This is a genomic window from uncultured Nocardioides sp. (assembly GCF_947488025.1).
GTDB lineage: Bacteria > Actinomycetota > Actinomycetes > Propionibacteriales > Nocardioidaceae > Nocardioides.
The window spans coordinates 220,268-238,326 of sequence record NZ_CANKYS010000003.1; the positions used below are offsets into that span (position 1 = coordinate 220,268).

At 72.7% G+C, this 18,059-nt stretch carries 16 protein-coding genes and 1 tRNA gene; 8 read left to right on the top strand and 9 right to left on the bottom strand.

Going from position 1 to position 18,059, the window contains the following annotated elements:
• Window positions 1-226 precede the first annotated feature (226 nt).
• Window positions 227-2,647 carry an aminopeptidase N gene (gene pepN, locus Q1B24_RS07630; protein ID WP_299926421.1) on the top strand — a complete coding sequence of 807 codons (2,421 nt, stop codon included), beginning with the start codon at window positions 227-229 and terminating at the stop codon, window positions 2,645-2,647.
• Window positions 2,648-2,911: 264 nt separating this feature from the next.
• Here pepN and Q1B24_RS07635 read toward each other — a convergent pair whose 3' ends face one another.
• Complete coding sequence (locus Q1B24_RS07635) at window positions 2,912-3,883, bottom strand: ribose-phosphate diphosphokinase (protein WP_299925771.1); 972 nt, start codon at window positions 3,881-3,883, stop codon at window positions 2,912-2,914.
• A 111-nt stretch (window positions 3,884-3,994) separates the two neighbouring features.
• Window positions 3,995-5,431 carry a bifunctional UDP-N-acetylglucosamine diphosphorylase/glucosamine-1-phosphate N-acetyltransferase GlmU gene (glmU, locus tag Q1B24_RS07640; protein ID WP_299925774.1) on the bottom strand — a complete coding sequence of 479 codons (1,437 nt, stop codon included), beginning with the start codon at window positions 5,429-5,431 and terminating at the stop codon, window positions 3,995-3,997.
• 107 nt (window positions 5,432-5,538) lie between these two features.
• Here glmU and Q1B24_RS07645 point away from each other — a divergent pair, with 107 nt between their 5' ends.
• Window positions 5,539-7,206, top strand: coding sequence for a SulP family inorganic anion transporter (locus tag Q1B24_RS07645; RefSeq protein WP_299925777.1), 1,668 nt, complete (start codon window positions 5,539-5,541; stop codon window positions 7,204-7,206).
• Between the two features lie 10 nt (window positions 7,207-7,216).
• Here Q1B24_RS07645 and Q1B24_RS07650 read toward each other — a convergent pair whose 3' ends face one another.
• Together Q1B24_RS07650 and Q1B24_RS07655 are read right to left on the bottom strand one after the other, a co-directional pair.
• Window positions 7,217-8,578, bottom strand: a complete 1,362-nt coding sequence (locus Q1B24_RS07650) for a glycosyltransferase (RefSeq protein ID WP_299925780.1) — start codon at window positions 8,576-8,578, stop codon at window positions 7,217-7,219.
• The gene (locus Q1B24_RS07655) at window positions 8,575-8,874 is read right to left on the bottom strand and encodes a hypothetical protein (RefSeq protein WP_299925783.1); all 300 of its coding nucleotides are present in this window, start codon (window positions 8,872-8,874) and stop codon (window positions 8,575-8,577) included. Before Q1B24_RS07655 ends, Q1B24_RS07650 begins: the two co-directional genes overlap by 4 nt.
• A gap of 207 nt (window positions 8,875-9,081) precedes the next feature.
• Between Q1B24_RS07655 and Q1B24_RS07660 the strand changes: the two genes are divergently transcribed.
• Together Q1B24_RS07660 and Q1B24_RS07665 are read left to right on the top strand one after the other, a co-directional pair.
• The gene (locus Q1B24_RS07660) at window positions 9,082-10,596 is read left to right on the top strand and encodes a DUF4389 domain-containing protein (RefSeq protein ID WP_299925786.1); all 1,515 of its coding nucleotides are present in this window, start codon (window positions 9,082-9,084) and stop codon (window positions 10,594-10,596) included.
• Complete coding sequence (locus Q1B24_RS07665) at window positions 10,593-11,606, top strand: zinc-dependent alcohol dehydrogenase (protein WP_299925789.1); 1,014 nt, start codon at window positions 10,593-10,595, stop codon at window positions 11,604-11,606. The genes Q1B24_RS07660 and Q1B24_RS07665 overlap by 4 nt, the downstream gene beginning before the upstream one ends.
• Before the next feature lie 65 nt (window positions 11,607-11,671).
• Here the strand turns inward: Q1B24_RS07665 and Q1B24_RS07670 are convergent.
• A tRNA-Gln gene (locus Q1B24_RS07670) sits at window positions 11,672-11,750 on the bottom strand.
• 207 nt (window positions 11,751-11,957) lie between these two features.
• On the opposite strand from Q1B24_RS07670, the gene Q1B24_RS07675 reads away from it, so the two are divergent.
• Genes Q1B24_RS07675 through Q1B24_RS07690 form a run of 4 tightly spaced genes read left to right on the top strand, consistent with a single transcriptional unit; the run spans window position 11,958 to window position 15,426 of the window.
• A complete protein-coding gene (locus Q1B24_RS07675) occupies window positions 11,958-12,917 on the top strand; it encodes an ABC transporter ATP-binding protein (RefSeq protein ID WP_299925792.1) in 960 nt (319 codons plus the stop codon).
• On the top strand, window positions 12,910-13,806 hold the full coding sequence (locus tag Q1B24_RS07680; protein WP_299925795.1) for an ABC transporter permease: 897 nt from the start codon (window positions 12,910-12,912) through the stop codon (window positions 13,804-13,806). Before Q1B24_RS07675 ends, Q1B24_RS07680 begins: the two co-directional genes overlap by 8 nt.
• Window positions 13,803-14,714 (top strand): ABC transporter ATP-binding protein, encoded by a 912-nt coding sequence (locus Q1B24_RS07685; protein WP_299925798.1) that lies wholly within the window; start codon window positions 13,803-13,805, stop codon window positions 14,712-14,714. Before Q1B24_RS07680 ends, Q1B24_RS07685 begins: the two co-directional genes overlap by 4 nt.
• 13 nt (window positions 14,715-14,727) lie before the next feature.
• On the top strand, window positions 14,728-15,426 hold the full coding sequence (locus tag Q1B24_RS07690) for an ABC transporter permease subunit (protein ID WP_299925801.1): 699 nt from the start codon (window positions 14,728-14,730) through the stop codon (window positions 15,424-15,426).
• A 5-nt stretch (window positions 15,427-15,431) separates the two neighbouring features.
• Here the strand turns inward: Q1B24_RS07690 and Q1B24_RS07695 are convergent, their stop codons facing one another.
• From Q1B24_RS07695 to Q1B24_RS07710, 4 genes are read right to left on the bottom strand one after another with little or no spacing between them, the layout of a single operon-like run.
• Window positions 15,432-16,151, bottom strand: coding sequence for a hypothetical protein (locus Q1B24_RS07695; protein ID WP_299925804.1), 720 nt, complete (start codon window positions 16,149-16,151; stop codon window positions 15,432-15,434).
• Window positions 16,139-17,407: a hypothetical protein gene (locus Q1B24_RS07700; protein ID WP_299925806.1), complete on the bottom strand. Its 1,269-nt coding sequence runs from the start codon at window positions 17,405-17,407 to the stop codon at window positions 16,139-16,141. The genes Q1B24_RS07695 and Q1B24_RS07700 overlap by 13 nt, the downstream gene beginning before the upstream one ends.
• Window positions 17,404-17,694: a hypothetical protein gene (locus tag Q1B24_RS07705; RefSeq protein WP_299925808.1), complete on the bottom strand. Its 291-nt coding sequence runs from the start codon at window positions 17,692-17,694 to the stop codon at window positions 17,404-17,406. The genes Q1B24_RS07700 and Q1B24_RS07705 overlap by 4 nt, the downstream gene beginning before the upstream one ends.
• Entirely contained in the window at window positions 17,691-18,005 is a 315-nt protein-coding gene (locus Q1B24_RS07710) for an SAV_915 family protein (RefSeq protein ID WP_299925810.1), read from the bottom strand. The genes Q1B24_RS07705 and Q1B24_RS07710 overlap by 4 nt, the downstream gene beginning before the upstream one ends.
• Window positions 18,006-18,059: the final 54 nt, after the last annotated feature.

Below are 18,059 nucleotides of genomic sequence, written 5' to 3' on the forward strand. Positions count from 1 at the left end.
CGTACGTGGTGGGGTTCGGGGGCCTCGGGCCGGAGACGACGAACGCCGCGCTCCGGATCGGGGGCGCGGCGCAGCGGGTGCGGTCCGGCCCAGTCGATCACGGAGTCCCGTCGTGCGGGCTCCCTCGCCGAGGCAACCCGTGAACTCTAGACCGGGTGGCGCGCGAGGTCGAATCTGCGCAGCCGGGCGGCACGGAGGGGGCAACTAGGGTGTCCCGGTGCCCCTGATGCTCCCCGAGGCGCGCGAGCGCGCCGTCCTGCTGACCGACGTCCACACCGAGCTCCACCTCGACCTGACCTCGACCGAGGACTTCGGCGTCGAGGCGACGATCTCCTTCGGCTGCACGCAACCCGGGGCGGCGACGTTCCTCGAGCTCAACGGCGGCACCGACGTGACGCTCGACGGCACGCCGGCGCCGTACGCCGACGGGCGGATCGCGCTGACCGACCTGGGCGAGAGCAACACGGTCCGCGTCACGGCCCGGATGCCCTACGTCACCGACGGCGACGGCATGACCGTGACCGTCGACCCGGCCGACGGCGAGCGCTACGTCTGCGCCCACACCTCGATGGACATCGCGCAGAAGGTCGTGCCGTGCTTCGACCAGCCCGACATCAAGACGACCTTCACCGTGCGCGTCACGGCACCGTCACACTGGACGGTCCTGGCCAACGGGCCGCTCGAGGGGCGTACGTCGGGTGACGGCGCCGACACCTGGGCCTTCGGCACCACCCCGCCGTTCTCGTCGTACCTCTTCACCCTCGTCGGCGGCCCCTGGGTCTCGGTCACGTGGGACGAGCCCTACGCCCCCGCGCCGGGCGGCACGCTGCCGTTCGGCTGGCACGCGCGGGCCTCGCAGGGCCGCGAGCTGCAGCGCGACGCCGAGGAGCTCAGGCGCATCACCAGCGCCTGCTTCCAGCACTACACGACGATCTTCGAGCCGGAGTACCCCTACGCCGACTACCAGCAGGTCTTCGCTCCCGGCCTCAACTGGGGCGCGATGGAGTTCCCCGGGTGCGTGGTCTTCCGCGACCAGGCGCTCACGCAGGGCACGCCGACCGAGCTCGAGCGCCAGTGGCTGGCCTCGACGATCGCCCACGAGATGGCGCACATGTGGTTCGGCGACCTGGTGACGATGAGGTGGTGGGAGGACTCGTGGCTCAACGAGTCGTTCGCCGACTTCATGGGCTACGACGTCGCCGGCGTCGCGGCGGGCTACACCGACGCCTGGACCTCGGCGGCCATCACCCGCAAACCTGCCGGCTACCGCGCCGACCGCCGTCGCTCGACGCACCCGGTCGCGGAGGACACCGACAAGATCGTCGACGTCGACACCGCCTTCGCCAACTTCGACATGATCACCTACGCCAAGGGCAACGCCGCGCTCGCGCAGCTCGGCCACTGGCTCGGCGACGAGGACTTCCTGGCCGGCGTCAACAAGCACCTCACCACCCACGCCTTCGGCAACGCCGACCTGGCCGCCTTCCTCGACTCCCTCGACGCGGCCACCGACAAGGACGTGCGCGGCTGGGCCGAGGCGTGGCTGCGCTCGACCGGCTTCGACACCCTGCGCGTGACGCGCGACGACGACGGCGTGCCCGTCCTGTCGCGCGAGGGCTCGCGGTCGCACCGCCTCACCGTGTCGGCGTACGACGACGCGATGCGGCTCGTGGACTCCCGCGACGTGCACCTCGGCGACGAGCCGGTGCGGCTCGAGGAGCTCGCCGGCAGGGTCGTGGTGCCCAACTCCGGTGACGAGACCTTCGCGGTCGTCCGGCCCGACGAGCAGTCGTGGGCCGCGATCACGGCCGGTCTCTCGGCGGTCGAGTCGCAGCTGACCCGGGCGATGCTGTGGTGGACCGCGATCGACCTCTGCGAGTCGCAGGTCATCGGCGTCGACGAGCTCGTCGACCTCGCCGACCGGCACCTGCGCCCGGAGACCCACCCGCTGGTCTTCGAGGGCGTGATGCGCGGGCTGCAGTCGGTCACCCGCCGCTACGCCTCCCCCGCCGACGCGGCCGCCCACCTCGCCGTCGTCGCGGACATCGCCCGCGGCGCGGTCGAGGGTGGGGACCCGGTGCTGGCACCCGGCGCCTCCCGGGTGCTCGCCCGGACCAGCGCGGACCGCGACTTCCTGGTCGGCTGGCTCGGTCGGGACGACGTCGACCAGGCCGTCCGGTGGGCGGCGGTTCACCGGCTCGCCGAGCTCGGGGACGACTCGTGGATCGGCCCCGAGGAGCAGCGCGACAGGTCGGTCTCCGGCCACCACGCCGCGCTCACCGCACGCGCCGCCGTCCCCACGCCGGAGGCCAAGGCCGCCGCCTGGGCGCAGCTGATGGGCGGCGAGCTGGGCAGCCACGAGTTCGACGCGGTCGGCGCCGGGTTCTGGGGCTGGGGCCAGGCCGACCTCGTCCGCCCCTACCTGCAGCGCTACGTCACCGACGGCCTCGACCTCGCCCGCCACTCCGGCCAGGCGATGGGCGACGTGATCGGCGACGCGTTCCCGGTGCTGCCGCTCCCGGCCGACGTACGCCGCGAGCTGCGCGCCGCGGTTGCCACCGCCCTCGAGGGCGACGTCCCGACGGTCCTCGCCCGCTCGTGGAACGACTCGCTCGACGACCTCGACCGGACGCTCTGGACTCCCTGACACCTTCGGCGATCCCCGGCTGGCCGGAGATCGCTGAACACGTCAGGCCGTGCACGGGCCGACATGTTCAGGAACCGCCGGATGGCCGGGATTCCTGAAGTTGTCAGGCTCTTCCTCGGCGCACACCCGCTTGCGTGCGGACCACGCCGTATCAGCGTCGTCCGGCGCGCGTAATGGCAAGGCGGAGGAGGGAAGGCGGCCTTTGAGCGGAGCGGGCCGTCGACCGACGACAACGCAGCCAGTGTGCGTGACGGGCGGCGCTGGTCAGGCGTGGCCGTCGAACATGGAGGTAACCGAGCCGTCCTCGAAGACCTCGCGGATCGCGCGGGCGATGAGCGGGGCGATCGAGAGCGTGGTCAGCTTGTCGAACTGCTTGTCGGCCGGGACCGGGAGCGTGTTGGTGACGACGACCTCGACGGCGGAGGAGTTCTTCAGCCGGTCGACGGCGGGGTCGGACAGGATCGGGTGGGTGGCCGCGATGATGACGCCCGCGGCTCCTGCCTCCACGCACGCCTCGGCGGCCTTCACGATCGTGCCGCCGGTGTCGACCATGTCGTCGGTCAGGATGCAGATCTTGCCCTCGACCTCGCCGACGACGCGGTTGGCGACGACCTCGTTGGCGACGTCGGTGCGTCGCGTCTTGTGGATGAAGGCCAGCGGGACGCCGCCGAGGCGGGCGGACCAGCGCTCGGCGACCTTGATCCGGCCGGCGTCGGGCGAGACGACGGCGAGCTGCTGGTCGCCGTACTTCTGCTTGACGTAGTCGGTGAGGATCGGCAGCGCCATCAGGTGGTCGACGGGGCCGTCGAAGAAGCCCTGGATCTGGTCGGCGTGCAGGTCGACGGTGATCAGCCGGTCGGCGCCGGCGGTCTTGAACAGGTCGGCGACGAGGCGGGCCGAGATCGGCTCGCGGCCGCGGTGCTTCTTGTCCTGGCGGGCGTAGCCGTAGAACGGCATGACCACGGTGATCCGCTTGGCGGACGCGCGCTTGAGCGCGTCGACCATGATCAGGTGCTCCATGATCCACTCGTTGATCGGAGCGGTGTGGCTCTGGATCACGAAGGCGTCGCACCCCCGGACGGACTCCTCGTAGCGCACGTAGAGCTCGCCGTTGGCGAACGCCCGCGCGTCCTGGGGCACGAGCCCGCACTCGAGGAGGTCGGCGACCTCCGTGGCGAGGTCGGGGTGCGCCCGGCCGCTGAAGACCATCAGGTTCTTCTCGGTGGTCCGCTTCATTCCGGTCACGCGACGCGACTCCTCGCTGTCCTGGTCAAGCCTCGGGGGGTGGCTCGTTCGGAGGTGCTGACTGAAGTCTGACCCACAACCCGGCCACCACCAACCCCGGGGTCACACCTCGGGCGTCTGCTGCTGTTCACGCGCCGTTCGCGCGGCCTCCGCCTGGGCGGTGCCGGCCCGCTTCGACTCCGTCCAGCCCTCGAGGTTGCGCTGCGGGGAGCTGCTGACCGCGAGCGCGCCGGCCGGCACGTTGCGGCGTACGACGGTGCCGCCCGCGGTGCCCGCCCCGTCCCCCACCGACACCGGAGCGACGAAGGTGTTGTTGGAGCCGGTCTTGGCGTGGCGGCCGATGACCGTGCGGTGCTTGGCGACGCCGTCGTAGTTGGCGAAGATCGTGCCGGCACCGATGTTGGTGCCGTCGCCGATCTCGGCGTCGCCGACGTAGGACAGGTGGGGCACCTTGGCGCCGTCGCCGATCGTCGAGTTCTTGGTCTCCACGAAGGTGCCGATCTTGCCGCCGACCCCGAGCCGGGTGCCGGGGCGGAGGTAGGCGAACGGCCCGACCGAGGCCTGGTCGCCGACGACGGCCAGCTCGCCGTGGGTGCGGACGACACGCGCGCCGGCGCCGACCTCGCAGTCCTTCAGCGTCGTGTCGGGGCCGACCACGGCGTCCTCGTGCACGACGGTCGCGCCGAGGAGCTGGGTGCCGGGCAGGATCGTGGCGTCGGGCTCGAGGACCACGTCGGCCTCGATCCAGGTGGTCGCCGGGTCCATGACCGTCACGCCCTCCTTCATCCAGCGGGTGACGATGCGACGGTTGAGCTCGCGTCCGAGCTCGGCCAGCTGGGCGCGGTCGTTGGCGCCGGCGGTCTGGGCGACGTCGTCGATGAGGTGGGCGCCGACGGTGAGCCCGTCCTCGCGCGCCAGCCCGACGGCGTCGGTGAGGTAGTACTCGCCCTTGGCGTTGTCGTTGGTGATCCGGGCCAGCGCCGAGACGAGGAACTCGGCGTCGAACGCGAGGATGCCGGAGCTGATCTCGTCGATCTCGCGCTGCTCGGGCGTCGCGTCCTTCTCCTCCACGATGGCCTCGACGTCGCCCTCGTGGTTGCGCACGATCCGGCCGTAGCCGAACGGGTCGGCCAGCCGGCCGCTCAGGATGCTCACGGCCCGTTGCGCGGCGTGGTGCTCCTCGGCGAAGGCGCGCAGCGACTCCCCCTCGAGCAGCGGGGTGTCACCAGCGGCCACGATCACGGTGCCGCTCGTCGTGCCGGAGGCCTCCATCGCGACGCGTACGGCGTGACCGGTGCCCTCCTGCGTCTCCTGGACCGCCAGCACCGCGGACGGCAGCAGCCCGGTGATGTGCGGCCCCACCTGCTCGCGCTGGTGGCCGACCACCGCGACGACGCTGGTCGGCTCGACGGCCTGCACGGCGTGGAGCACGTGGCCGATCATGGAGCGCCCGCCGATCGGGTGCAGCACCTTCATGGTCTTCGACTTCATGCGGGTGCCGCCGCCGGCGGCGAGGACGATGACGGTGAGGTTGTCCATGGCCGCAGTGTGTCACCGGTCCCTCGTCGGTCGACAACCGCGGCGAGGGCCGTTGGGCCCTACCGACGTGCGCCCGCGAGCGGTCGACTGGCGCCGAGGAGGGCGCCATGACCGTTCGCCCGAGCAGCCCGGGCACCCTGCGACCACCGGAGGGACGCGTGCTGCGGCGCGACGTGGTCGCCGGCATCACGGTGGCGGCCTACCTGGTGCCGCAGGTCCTCGCGTATGCCGGGCTGGCGCGGGTGCCGCCCGAGGCGGGGCTGTGGGCGGCGTTCGTCGCCCTCGCGGTCTACTTCCTGCTCGGTTCGTCACCGCAGCTGTCGGTGGGCCCGGAGTCCACGACGGCGCTGATGACGGGCGCGGCCCTCGCGACGATCACGGTCCCCGGCGAGTCCGCCCGGGACACGGCGGCGCTGTTGGCCCTCGCCGTCGGAGCCGTGTGCGTGCTCGCCTGGGCCGGCGGGCTCGGCTTCCTCGCCGACCTGCTCTCGAAGCCGGTGCTGGTCGGCTACATGGCCGGGATCGCCGGGTTGATGATCTTCTCCCAGACGGGTCGCGGCACCGCTGCCGACATCCCCGAGGGTGGACCGTTGGCCGAGACGTGGTGGCTGGTGCAGCACCCGTCGGAGATCCACGGTCCGACCCTCGCGGTGTGCCTCGGCACGCTCGCGCTGCTGCTGCTGGGCGCCCGGCTCTGGCCCACCGGGCCGGTGCCGCTGGCGGGCATGCTCGCCGCGGCGGTCACCGTGAGCCTCACCGGGTTGTCCGAGGACGGGGTGGGCGTCGTCGGCACGCTGTCGTTCGCGCTGCCGGAAATCGGCCTGCCCGCCGTCTCCTCGCTGGGCTCCTGGGCGCTGCTCACGACGGCCCTGGCGATCGCCGTCGTCGGCTTCACCGACAACGTGATCGACGCCCGGGCGTTCGGGGCCCGGCACGGTGACCAGATCGACGCGCGGCGCGAGCTCCTGGCGCTGGGTGCCTGCAACGTCGCCGCCGGGTTGGTGCACGGGTTCCCGGTCAGCAGCTCCGGAAGCCGTACGGCGATCGTCGACGCCGTCGGCGGGAGGTCGCGCTGGGCCGGTCTGTCCGCGCTCGGCGCCGCACTCGTCCTCGTCGTGGCGCTGCGCCCCGTGCTCGCCAGCTTCCCCGACGCGGCGCTGGCGGCGGTCGTCGTCTACGCCGGCCTGCGGCTGATCGACGTCGGGGAGTTCGTGCGGATCGCCCGCTACCGGCGCACGGAGCTGCTCATCGCCCTCGCCACGACCTTCGGCGTGCTGGTCCTCGGCGTGCTGCAGGGCGTGCTGGTCGCGGTCAGCCTGTCGCTGATCGACGTGTTCCGCCGGGTGGCCCGGCCCCACGACGCGGTCGAGGGACTCGTCCCCGACCTGGCCGGGATGCACGACGTCGACGACTACGACGACGCCGAGGCCGTGCCCGGGCTGCTCGTCTACCGCTACGACGCCCCGCTGTTCTTCGCCAACGCCGAGAACTTCCTCACCCGCGTCCGCGAGTCGGTGACGGCGTACGACCCGGAGTGGGTGGTGCTCAACTTCGAGGCCATGGGCGAGGTCGACCTCACCGGCGCGGACGCGCTCGAGACGCTGCGCGCCGAGCTCGAGGACGAGGGCATCGTGCTGGGGCTGGCCCGGCTCAAGCAGGACCAGCGCGACGTGCTGCAGCCGAGCGGGGTGCTCGACCGGATCGGCGCCGAGCACGTGTTCCCGACCCTGCCCACCGCCCTCGACGCCTTCCGGGCGGCCACCGGTCGGGACTGACGTCCGGCTGCTACGCCTCCCCCAGCAGCTCCCCGAACAGCTCGACGTACTGGATGAGGTGCCGGTCGGCGAGGTAGCGGTCACGCACCCGGAGGTGGGCCGCCCGGCCCATGACCTCGCACCGGGCGGGGTCGGCCAGCAGCGACGACAGTGCTGCCGCCAGCTCGGAGGTGTCGCGCGGGTCGTCGAGGAGCAGCCCACTGACCCCGTGCTCGACCTGGTCCTGGATGCCGCCGATGGCGGAGGCCACCACCGGCCGGCTCTTCCACATCGGCTCGGTGACCGTGAGGCCGAACCCCTCGGCGAGGCTCTTCTGGACCACCACGGTCGACCACCGCTGGAGCGCGTTGACGGTGCGTGCGTTGAGGTCGACGTCGTCCATCGGCACCGAGACCAGGTGACTGCGCTTGCGCGCCGCCGTCGGCAGGGAGTGCCACAGCGACCGGCACTCGGCCAGCACCTCGGCCGCCTCCGGGTCGTCGGCCACCCCGGTCACCTCCGGGCCGGCGAGCACCAGGTGCACGTCCGGCGGGAGCTGGTCGAGGTTGGTGGCGAACCCGTCCAGCACGCCGGCCATGTCCTTGAGCCGGTCCCAGCGACTGACCTGCAGCACGACCCTCGCGTCCACGGGCAGCGGGCCACCCTGGACCACCAGGCCCGCACGGTGCACCAGGGCCCGGACCTCGTCGTCCCGGAGGTCGACGTTCTTGGGGCTGAACGGGTCGAGCGACGGCGGGATCACCCGCAGCCACGCGCGGTCCACCCAGTCGGGGGCGAACTGCGTGCGCGAGAAGACGCAGGCGTGCGCGGGCTCGACGAGGTCGCGGAGGAAGCCCCATGCCTCGCGCGTCCACGCGTTGTGCTCGTCGAACCCGATGTGGCAGCGCCAGACCACCCACGCGCCGCGGGCGCGGAGCGGAGCGGCGAGCCCGGCGGTCTGGGGGTCGTGCAGGAGGACCACGTCGCCCGGCTGGACGAGGTCGACGATCTCCTGGGCCTGCCGCGCCAGCGTGGCGTCGTACGTCGCGCGCGAGGCGGCGTCGAGCGCACCCGGGGCCCCGGCGACGCCGTGCAGCCGGTTGTGGATCCGCTTGGTGACGGCGAAGAAGTCGGGGTCCCCCGCCACGACCAGCCACCGGATGTCGATCCCCGTCCCGGCCGCGTAGGCGACCAGCCCCTGCAGCATCTCCGCGACCCCGCCGCCGCGCGCCGTCGAGTTGACGTTCCACACCGTCCGCCCGGCGAGCATCCGTCGGGCCGCGCCGACGTGGTGGTCGAGCCGCTCGATGCGGTCCGGCGGGAGCAGCGAGTGCAGGCGGGTGAGCGGGACCGGGACGACCCGGACCTCCTGGACGCCCCCGACGAGGGTCACGGCGTGCGCCGCGGCCGGGGCAGCTCGATCGGGCCGCCCACCCGGATCTCGAGACCCGGCGCCGTGCGCCGGGCGACGTCGAGGGCCTCGTCCATGCGGCGGATCACGCGTGCGCGCGCCGCGTGGTCGCACGGCGGCACGAACGGCTCCACGAGCTCGACGGCGCGGGCCGAGGCGCGGGCCCGCCGCGCGGCGGCCCGGACCCGCTGCGCGAGGTCGGGCACGTCCGCGACGAGGACCCGCACCGGGTCGGGCGGGCGGGGGGCTGGCGCGTGGGGGGCTGGCGCGTGGGGCATCGCAGGGTTCCTCCTGGGGTCTGTCCTCCGAGTCTGGATCCGGCGTCGTCCGGGCCGACAGGGCACTAGGTCCCCCCTCCCGGCACCCGGGGAGAGGCCCTTCGGCCCTGCCCGCCCGCACGGCCGCGAGGCGACGATCGAGGTGAAGGAGCGGCCCCTGCCGGGCACGCCCGCGCCCGGGGTCCCGCCCTTGGAGAGGAGACCCCCATGACCACCTCGACGGCTCCGCCCGCCTACCCCGTGCACGTCGACGCAGACCTCGATCCCGGCCTGAGCCGAGGCCTCTGGCTGGTGAAGTGGCTGCTCGCGATCCCCCACTACGTCGTGCTCGCCTTCCTGTGGCTGGCCTTCGCCGTGCTGAGCGTGGTCGCGTTCTTCGCCATCCTGTTCACCGGCCGCTACCCACACGCGATCTTCGACTTCAACGTCGGCGTCATGCGCTGGAGCTGGCGCGTCGCCTACTACGCGTACGCCGCACTCGGCACCGACCGCTACCCGCCGTTCACCCTCGCCGAGGTGCCGGACTACCCCGCGCACCTCTCCGTGGACTACCCCGAGCGGCTCTCCCGCGGCCTCGTGCTGGTCAAGTGGTGGCTGCTGGCCATCCCCCACTACCTGATCCTGGCCCTGTTCGCCGGCGGGGTCGCGTACGGCGTGCAGGGGGCCGACGACGACACCTGGATCAGCATCAGCCTGATCGGCGTCCTCGTCCTGGTCGCCGGGGTCGTGCTGCTCTTCACCGGTCGCTACCCGCAACAGGTCTTCGACCTCGTCCTGGGTCTCAACAGATGGGTGCTGCGGGTGGCGGGCTACGTCTCGCTGATGACCGACCAGTACCCGCCCTTCCGCCTCGACATGGGAGGCCACGACACGCCCGGCGCAGTGCTCCCGGCCCCGACCGCGCCGCCGATCGCGCCGCCGACCGCGCCGCCAGCCGCGCACCTGACCGCGCAGCCGATCGCACCGCCGACCTCGCAGCCGACTGACCAGCAGGCCCCCCTGCCCCCGTCGCCGTACGCACCGCCACCCCCTGGCCCCGGTGGCCGCACCGGCTGGACGGCCGGCCGCATCGTCTCCGTGACGGTGGGGTCCCTGCTCGTGCTCATGGGGCTCGCCTTCGCCGGCGCCGGCGGCACGCTGGCCCTGGCCGACGCGACCGAGCGTGACGACGGCTTCCTGATGACGCCCTCGACGTCGCTCGTCAGCGGCACCCACGCCATCGTCTCCGAGGACGCGGACGTCGACACCGAGGGAACCCCCTCGTGGGTGCCGTCGGTGTGGCTCGGCGACGTTCGCATCCACGCCCGGGCGGACACGAGCACCCCGCTCTTCGTGGGCGTCGCCGCGACGTCGGACGTCGACGGCTACCTCGGCGACGTCTCGCGCGACACCCTGCGCGACTTCCGCGTCGGCCGGGCCGTCCTGCGGACCACCGATGGAGGAGCGCCCGCGACGCCACCGACCGACCAGACGTTCTGGGTCGCGCAGGCCACCGGCACCGACGCCACGCTGACCTGGGACCTCGAGGACGGCGACTGGACCATCGTGCTGATGCGGGCGGACGGCACGACCGGCGTGTCGGCCGACGTCTCCACCGGGGCCGAGCTGCCCATCCTCGACGCCGTGGTCGCGGTCCTCTTCGTCCTCGCCGGCCTGTTCCTGCTGGCCGGCGCCCTGCTCATCGCCATCCCGGTCCGATCCGCAACAAGGAGACAGCAATGAAGGCAGCAGTCGTGCCCAGCCTGGGCGCGCCCCTCGAGATCCGCGACGTCCCGGTCCCCGAGCCCGGCCCCGGCCAGGTGCTCGTCCGCATCGAGACCTGCGGGTTGTGCCACACCGACATCCACGCCGCGCGCGGCGAGTGGCCCGTCCAGCCCAAGGACCTGCTGGTCCCCGGCCACGAGGGCGTCGGCACGATCGAGGCGGTCGGTCCCGGCGACGACGAGCTGCCGGTGCAGGTCGGCCAGCGCGTCGCCCTCCCGTGGCTCGGTCACGCCTGCGGCCACTGCCGCTCCTGCGTCGCCGGCTGGGAGACCTACTGCACCGCTCCGTCCTACATGGGCTACACGATGGACGGCAGCTACGCCGAGCACGCCGTCGCGTGGGCCAGCCACGTCGTGCCGGTGCCGGACTCCGTCTCCTCGCGCGACGCGTCACCGCTGACGTGCGCCGGAGTGACGACGTACAAGGGGCTCAAGGTCGCCGCGCCGCAGCCGGGCGAGACCGCGATGGTGGTCGGCATCGGCGGGCTCGGGCACCTCGGCCTGCAGTACGCCCGCATCTTCGGTTCCCGCACCATCGCGGTCGACGTCCACGACGACAAGCTGCAGCTGGCCAAGGACCTCGGGGCCGACCACGTCGTCGACGGCCGCGGCGACCAGCAGGCGGAGATCGAGGCGCTCGGGGGCGTCGACGTCGCCCTGGTCACGGTGCCGTCCCCGGCCGCCATGCGCGCCGCCCACGCCGCCCTCAACCCCAACGGTCGCCTGGTCCTGGTCGGCCTCCCAGCGGACAACCGCCTCGAGCTCCCGGTCTTCGAGACCGTGCTCAAGGGCATCTCGGTGATCGGGTCGCTGGTCGGCACCCGCAACGACCTGGCCGACTGCTTCGACCTGCACTCACGCGGGCTGACCCGCGTCGTGACGGAGGGCCGTCGGCTCGAGGACGTGAACGCCTGCTTCGACGAGGTGCTCGCGGGCGAGGTGCCCGCCCGCCTGGTGTTCGAGATGTAGGTGCCCTCTGCGACGGCCGGCTGGTCGGCTTCCTCGACGAGCACCTGGGAACGCCGGCGGCTGGGCTCCCCGGGTAGGAGTCGAACCTACGTCGCTAGTCCTGATTCAAAGTCAGGCGGGCCCTACCGGCAGACCAACCGGGGAATGTGACGCCAAGCCTAGGGCCCGCCTCGGGCGGGGCTGCCGAAGACCCATGCCCGGGACGTCATGAGAACCTCCGCCCCGGAGCGGCAATTCTCATGACGTCATGGCGTGCGCAGCGGCCCGGCAGACCGATCTTCACGACTCCTCCACACGGATCGGGGCCATCCCTGATGCCGGGGGTCGGTCGGGGCCGCTAGCGTGAGGCGCGTGACGGGGGAATTCATGGGGCGCCCGCCGGTCATCTCGACCGCGGGGCTCACCAAGCACTACGGGACGGTCCACGCGTTGACCGACCTCACGGTCGACGTCGGCGCGGGTGTGACGGGACTGGTCGGCGCCAACGGAGCCGGCAAGTCGACGCTCATCAAGATCCTGCTCGGGCTGCTCGAGCCGACCGGCGGGCACGCGAGCGTGCTCGGCCACGACATCGAGCACGAGAGCCAGGACATCCGGCGGCTCGTGGGCTACATGCCCGAGCACGACTGCCTGCCGCCCGACGTGAGCGCGAGCGACTTCGTCGTGCACATGGCGCGGATGTCGGGCCTCGGGGCATCGGCGGCGCGCGAGCGTTCGGCCGACGTGCTGCGCCACGTCGGCCTCGACGAGGAGCGCTACCGGCCGATGGGCGGCTACTCCACCGGCATGAAGCAGCGCGCCAAGCTCGCCCAGGCGCTCGCCCACGACCCCCGCCTGGTCTTCCTCGACGAGCCGACCAACGGCCTCGACCCGGCTGCGCGCACCGACATGCTGCGCCTCGTGCAGCGCATCGGCAGCGACTTCGGCATCGCCGTGCTCGTCACCTCCCACCTGCTCGGCGAGCTCGAGCAGGTCAGCGACCACGTCATCGTGCTCGACGGCGGCCACCTGCTGCGGAGCAGCGCGACCGGCGAGTTCCTGCAGCGCACCGGCAGCCTGCTGGTCGAGGTCGTCGGCACCGAGACCGAGCGCGACCGGCTCGGCGAGGCGCTCGCCCAGCGCGGGCTCACCTGCCGCCCCCGCGGGGCGATGGTCGCGATCGACCCACCGCCACCCGAGCTCGCCGAGGGCGGGGCCGTCCACGACCTGATCCGCGACGTCGCCGCCGACCTCGGCCTGGGCCTGATGCGGCTCCAGCCCGACCGGCACCACCTCGAGGACGTCTTCCTCGAAGGAGGCACCCGTGTCTGACCTCTCCCCCGGCGCCGGCCGTCCCGGTGTCATCCACGACCTCGGCTACCGCCACTTCGACGGCGTGCGCGAGGACACCCCGGCGATCGCGCGCACCCTCTTCGTCACCGGCCTGCGTCACGCCTACGGCCTCGGCCGATCCGGCAAGTCCAAGGTGATGCCGTTCATCCTGCTGGCGATGTCGCTGCTGCCGGCCACCATCGTCGTCGGCGTGGTCGTCCTCACCGGCCTCGGCGAGCTCCCGGTGTCCTACGCCGACTACACCAACCAGACGCAGCTGCTCGTCAGCCTCTTCGCGGCCTCGCAGGCGCCGGTGCTGTTCTCCCGCGACCTGCGCCACCGCTCGATCGTGCTCTACCTCGCCCGCCCGCTGCCGGCGCCGGTCTTCGCGGTGGTGCGGTGGCTCTCGCTCACCCTCGCCATCTTCCTGTTCACCGCGATCCCGACCGTCGTGCTCTTCGCCGGCGCCATGCTGTCCGGCCTCGACAAGAGCGACCAGACGACCGCGGTGCTCAAGGCGGTCGTCCTGCAGGCGCTGCTCGCGATGATGATCGCCGGCGTCAGCGGGCTGATCTCCTCGGTCTCCCTGCGTCGCGGCTTCGCCGTCGTCGGCTCGGTGATGGCACTCATCGTCCTCACCGGCATCGTCACCGTGATGCAGAACATCGCCTACTACGAGGGCGACAGCGAGACCGTCTCGGTCGGCGTCGGGCTGCTGTCGCCCTGGTCGCTCCACAACGGCCTGGCCAACGCCTGGGACGCCGGGGTCGCCACCCCGGTCCCGGTCGACGGCGCCTGGGTGCCGGCGTACGTCATCGTGGCGGTGCTGCTCGTCGCCGCCTGCCTGCTCGGGCTGGTCGCCCGCTTCCGGAAGGTGGGGTCGCGATGAGCACCCTGGTCCTCGACTCGGCCTCGCGCTGGTTCGGCAACGTCGTCGCGGTCAACGACGTCTCGCTGACCATCGGCCCCGGCGTGACCGGCCTGCTCGGCCCCAACGGCGCCGGCAAGACCACGCTGATGGCGATGATGTCGGGCTTCCTCGCCCCGTCCGCCGGCCACGTCACCCTCGACGGCAAGCCGGTCTGGCGCAACACCGAGACCTACCGCCAGATCGGTCTCGTGCCCGAGCGGGAGCTGAGCTTCGGCTACCTCACCGGGCGCCAGTTCGTCCGCGCCAACGCCGACCTGCACCGCCTCCCCGACGCGTCCGCCGCCACCGAGCGGATCCTCCAGGTCGTCGACATGGTCGAGCCGGCCAGCCGCCGCCTCGACACCTACTCCAAGGGCATGCGGCAGCGGATCAAGATCGCCGCGGCGCTGGTCCACGACCCCGCCGTCCTGCTGCTCGACGAGCCCTTCAACGGCGTCGACCCGCGGCAGCGGATGCACCTGATGGACCTCCTGCGGCGTCTCGGCGACGAGGGCCGCACGGTGCTCTTCAGCTCCCACATCCTCGAGGAGGTCGAGCGGCTCGCCCGCCACATCGAGGTCGTCGTCTCCGGCCGCCACGCCGCCTCCGGCGACTTCGGCGCGATCCGTCGGCTGATGACGGACCGGCCGGTGCAGTACGCCGTCCAGTCGAGCGACAACCGCACCCTCGCGGCCGCGCTGATGGCCCAGGAGTCCGTCCGGGCCGTCAGCCTGCTCGGCGACCACCTCGACGTCCAGGTCGGCGACCTCGGCCGCTTCGCGGTGGACCTCCCCGGGCTGGCCCGGCAGCACGACGTGACCCTGTTCGAGCTCTCCCCCAGCGACGAGTCGCTGGAGAGCGTCTTCGCCTACCTGGTGGCCCGATGATCAAGGACCCCTCATGAACGGGACCATTGCCAAGCTCGCCCTGCAGGCACTGCTGGGCCGACGCCGCTTCTTCCTCCTGCTGGCCTTCCCGGTGCTGCTCATCGGGCTCGTCGCACTGGTGACCGCGCTGGTCGACGGCGAGGCCGCCTACGAGGTCCTGCCCAACCTCGGCTACCCGCTCATCCTGCCGCTGGTGGCGATCCTCGCGGCGTCCTCGGTGCTCGGCCCCGAGGTCGACGACGGTTCGATCGTCTACCTGCTGTCCAAGCCGGTGAACCGCTACGGCATCGCGTTCAGCAAGTGGCTGGTGGCCCTCGGCGCCACGCTGGCGGCCGGTGCGCTGCCGATCCTGGTCGCCGCGCTCGTCACAGGCGACAGCACCCGGGCGACCGCATTGTTCGTCGGCGCCGTCGTCGCCGGGACGGCGTACTCCGCGCTCTTCCTCGCGATCTCGGCCGTCACCCGGCACGCCGTCATCGCGTCGCTGATGTTCGTGCTGATCTGGGAGAGCCTGCTCGGCAACCTCTTCAGCGGCATCGCCTGGCTCAGCATCGGCCAGTGGGGCCTGCGCATCGGCCACGAGATCTCCGCCGAGCTGCCCGACCCCGCCAACCTGGGCTATGCGATCGTCGTCAGCCTGGCCGTGACGGTCGTCGGGGTATGGTTCGCCGGCGACCGGTTGCGCTCGTTCTCGCTCCGCGGCGAGGACTGACGGCGTCAGCCTCGCGTCGAGCCGGCGGCCGCACGCACCCGGGCCGCGAGGTCGCCGCTGTCCACAGCCATGCCGTGGGTGGACAGCACCAGGTCGGCCGACCGGGACCGCGCCCGCCACGGGCGGGGCGTCCTCGGCGTCCGCGTCACCACGGCCGGGGCGGCGGGTACGACGTGCACCTCGCTGGTGCGCGGCACCACCTCCGCGACGTCGGAGAGCGGCAGCTCGCTGCGGAGGCCGAGATGCTCGTCGACGACCCTGGTCGGCGTGAGCCACGTGCCGCCGGCACGGAAGCGGCCGAGCAGCGCGAGCACCGGGAACCCGAGGAAGTAGGCGGCGGGCACGACGGCCAGCAGGGGCCACAGCCAGTTCTCCGCCACCGCCCCGACGACGCCCATCACGGCGAACCAGCCGCCGAGCAGGGCGAGCACGGCCAGGCCGAGGACCCGGGCACGATCGGTGGCGCGCGGGAGGAACTGCGCGCGTTCCCCCTCCCACGTGACCTCGCGCGCGACCGGAGCGGTCGGGCGGTCCGGCAGCCGGGTGGCCAAGGAGAGCAGCACGACCGTGCCGAGGACGACCGGCAGCGCCGCCCACGTCCGGCCGAACGCCGTGTCGGCACGCCCGAGCAGCGCCACGCCCACCCCGAGCGCGCCGAGCCCCGCCAGCACCGCCAGCGCGGTGGCGACCGGCCCAGGAGCCGTGCGGGCGCTCAGCTGAACCACCCGCCCACCGTCTCGACGGCCGAGCCGACGCCGTCGGCGATCGCGTCGCCGGTGTCCTCGAGGGCGTCGACACCGGCGTCGAAGGCGGCGCCGACGTCGGGGCCGTTCTCGAAGAGTGAGTCGATCGCACCGTCGGCGAAGATGGCGACCCCGGCGCCGACCGCGGTGCCGACGACGGCGCCGACCGCAGTGCCGACCCCGGGCACGACCGACCCGAACGCCGCGCCCATCGCTGCTCCTGTCGCGGCACTCGCCCCGACACCGGCGGCGATGCCGAGCGCGGTGGACGCGCCCTGGGACACCGCGATCTGCGTCGTGGACTCCCCCTCCACGTGGTCGTTGTAGGCACCCAGGCCGAAGCCGAGCGGTCCCAGGATCTTCCCGGCCCGCCCGAGGTAGCGCAGGGCGCGGGAGTCGTCGAGGTGCCGCGACTGGGCCAGCAGGTCTTCGGCCTCGTCCAGCTTGCCGGCGATCGCCAGTCGGTCGGCTTCCAGCCGCGCGTGGTCGAGGGTCTGGAAGAAGAACCACTTCCGCTTCAGGTAGCGCTCGGGGTGCGCCTGCAGATCGTCGATCATCCGGCCCGCCTCGTCGAGCAGCGCCTGGGCTCGGGTGTGCAGGGTCGACTGTCGCGACGCGATGTGGACGCCGATCGCACCGGCCGCTGCGTCACCGAGGATGTCACCGGTCGTCAGCAGCCAGGCGGCGTGCTGCCCGACGGTGTAGGCGTCCTGGAGCTCGCGGCACGCCGCGGCGTACACCCGGTCGATCCGCGCTGCCTCGGTCGCCGCGTCGTTGTAGGCCTCGATCAGCTTCTGGTGGGCGTCGTACACCGCAACCCGGCCGTTGTGCGCCTCGACCTCTGCTGGTGTGCCGACGAAGTCGTCCGGCGGGCGGGTAGGTCCAGCTCCGGGGTCCTGGACGACGAACCCGGTCACGGTCAAGCCGGCACCCGTGGCGGTCGTTCGCACGTCGGCCATCATGTCCTGGCAGCGTCGCAGCTTGGTGGCGAACGCGTCCAGGTCGCCGGCCATGTCCTTGGCCGCTGCCTCGAGGTCGTCGACCTTGCCGCGCGCGCGAGACATCACGCCGACGAACTCGTCGCCGGCCTCGGAGCTCCACGACCCCTCGGCGCTGCGCCGGGCCTCGTTGGCGCGGTCGGCCGCCTCCCCGACCTTGACCGCGAGCCGGTCCCGGAGCCAGTCCGCCACGCCCTCGATGCTGCCCGGCGAACCCAGGATCTCGGTGTCGACACTCACTGCATCGCCCTCCGGATCTCGTCCATCGACGCGGAGGCCTCGGCGTCGGCGCGCTGGTAGTAGCGCCGGCACTGGCGCACACTCTCCGCGGCGCCGGACAGGGCGACCGAGACGTTGCCGGCGCTGTCGACGACCTGCCCGAGCATGCTGGCGATCACGGCGGACATCGGCCCGGCGTCGACCCCGCTCGGGACGCTGCCGCCCAAGGCCTCCAGCCCGGCGGCGCCGCGGTCGAGCCCCTCCGCGATGCTGTCGAGGACCGAGAGGTCGACGTCGATGCCGCTCATGACGCCGCCTCGGTGCCGTCGGCGTCGCGCAGGCCGGGGTCGACGTCGAGGAACAGCAGGTCGTAGGGCGTCTCGTCGTGGATCCGCTGCAGGGCCTTGACGTCGCAGAGCACCCAGCTGTTGTCGGGCAGGTAGAAGCGGTGGAGCCGGTCGATGGCCGAGTAGGTGTAGAGGGCCGTGCGGCCGTCCTCGACCCGGTGCATCAGCACCCGGCGGGTGGCCGGGTCGGGCTCGTCGGTCGTCGGGACGTAGACGACCGGCGGGAGGGTGGGCCGGGCGGCGTCGGCGGGTGGCGTCGACACGTCGTACATCGCGGAGGTCTCCTGCCGTGCGGGGATGACGCCCTCATCCTGCCCAGCGGTGCC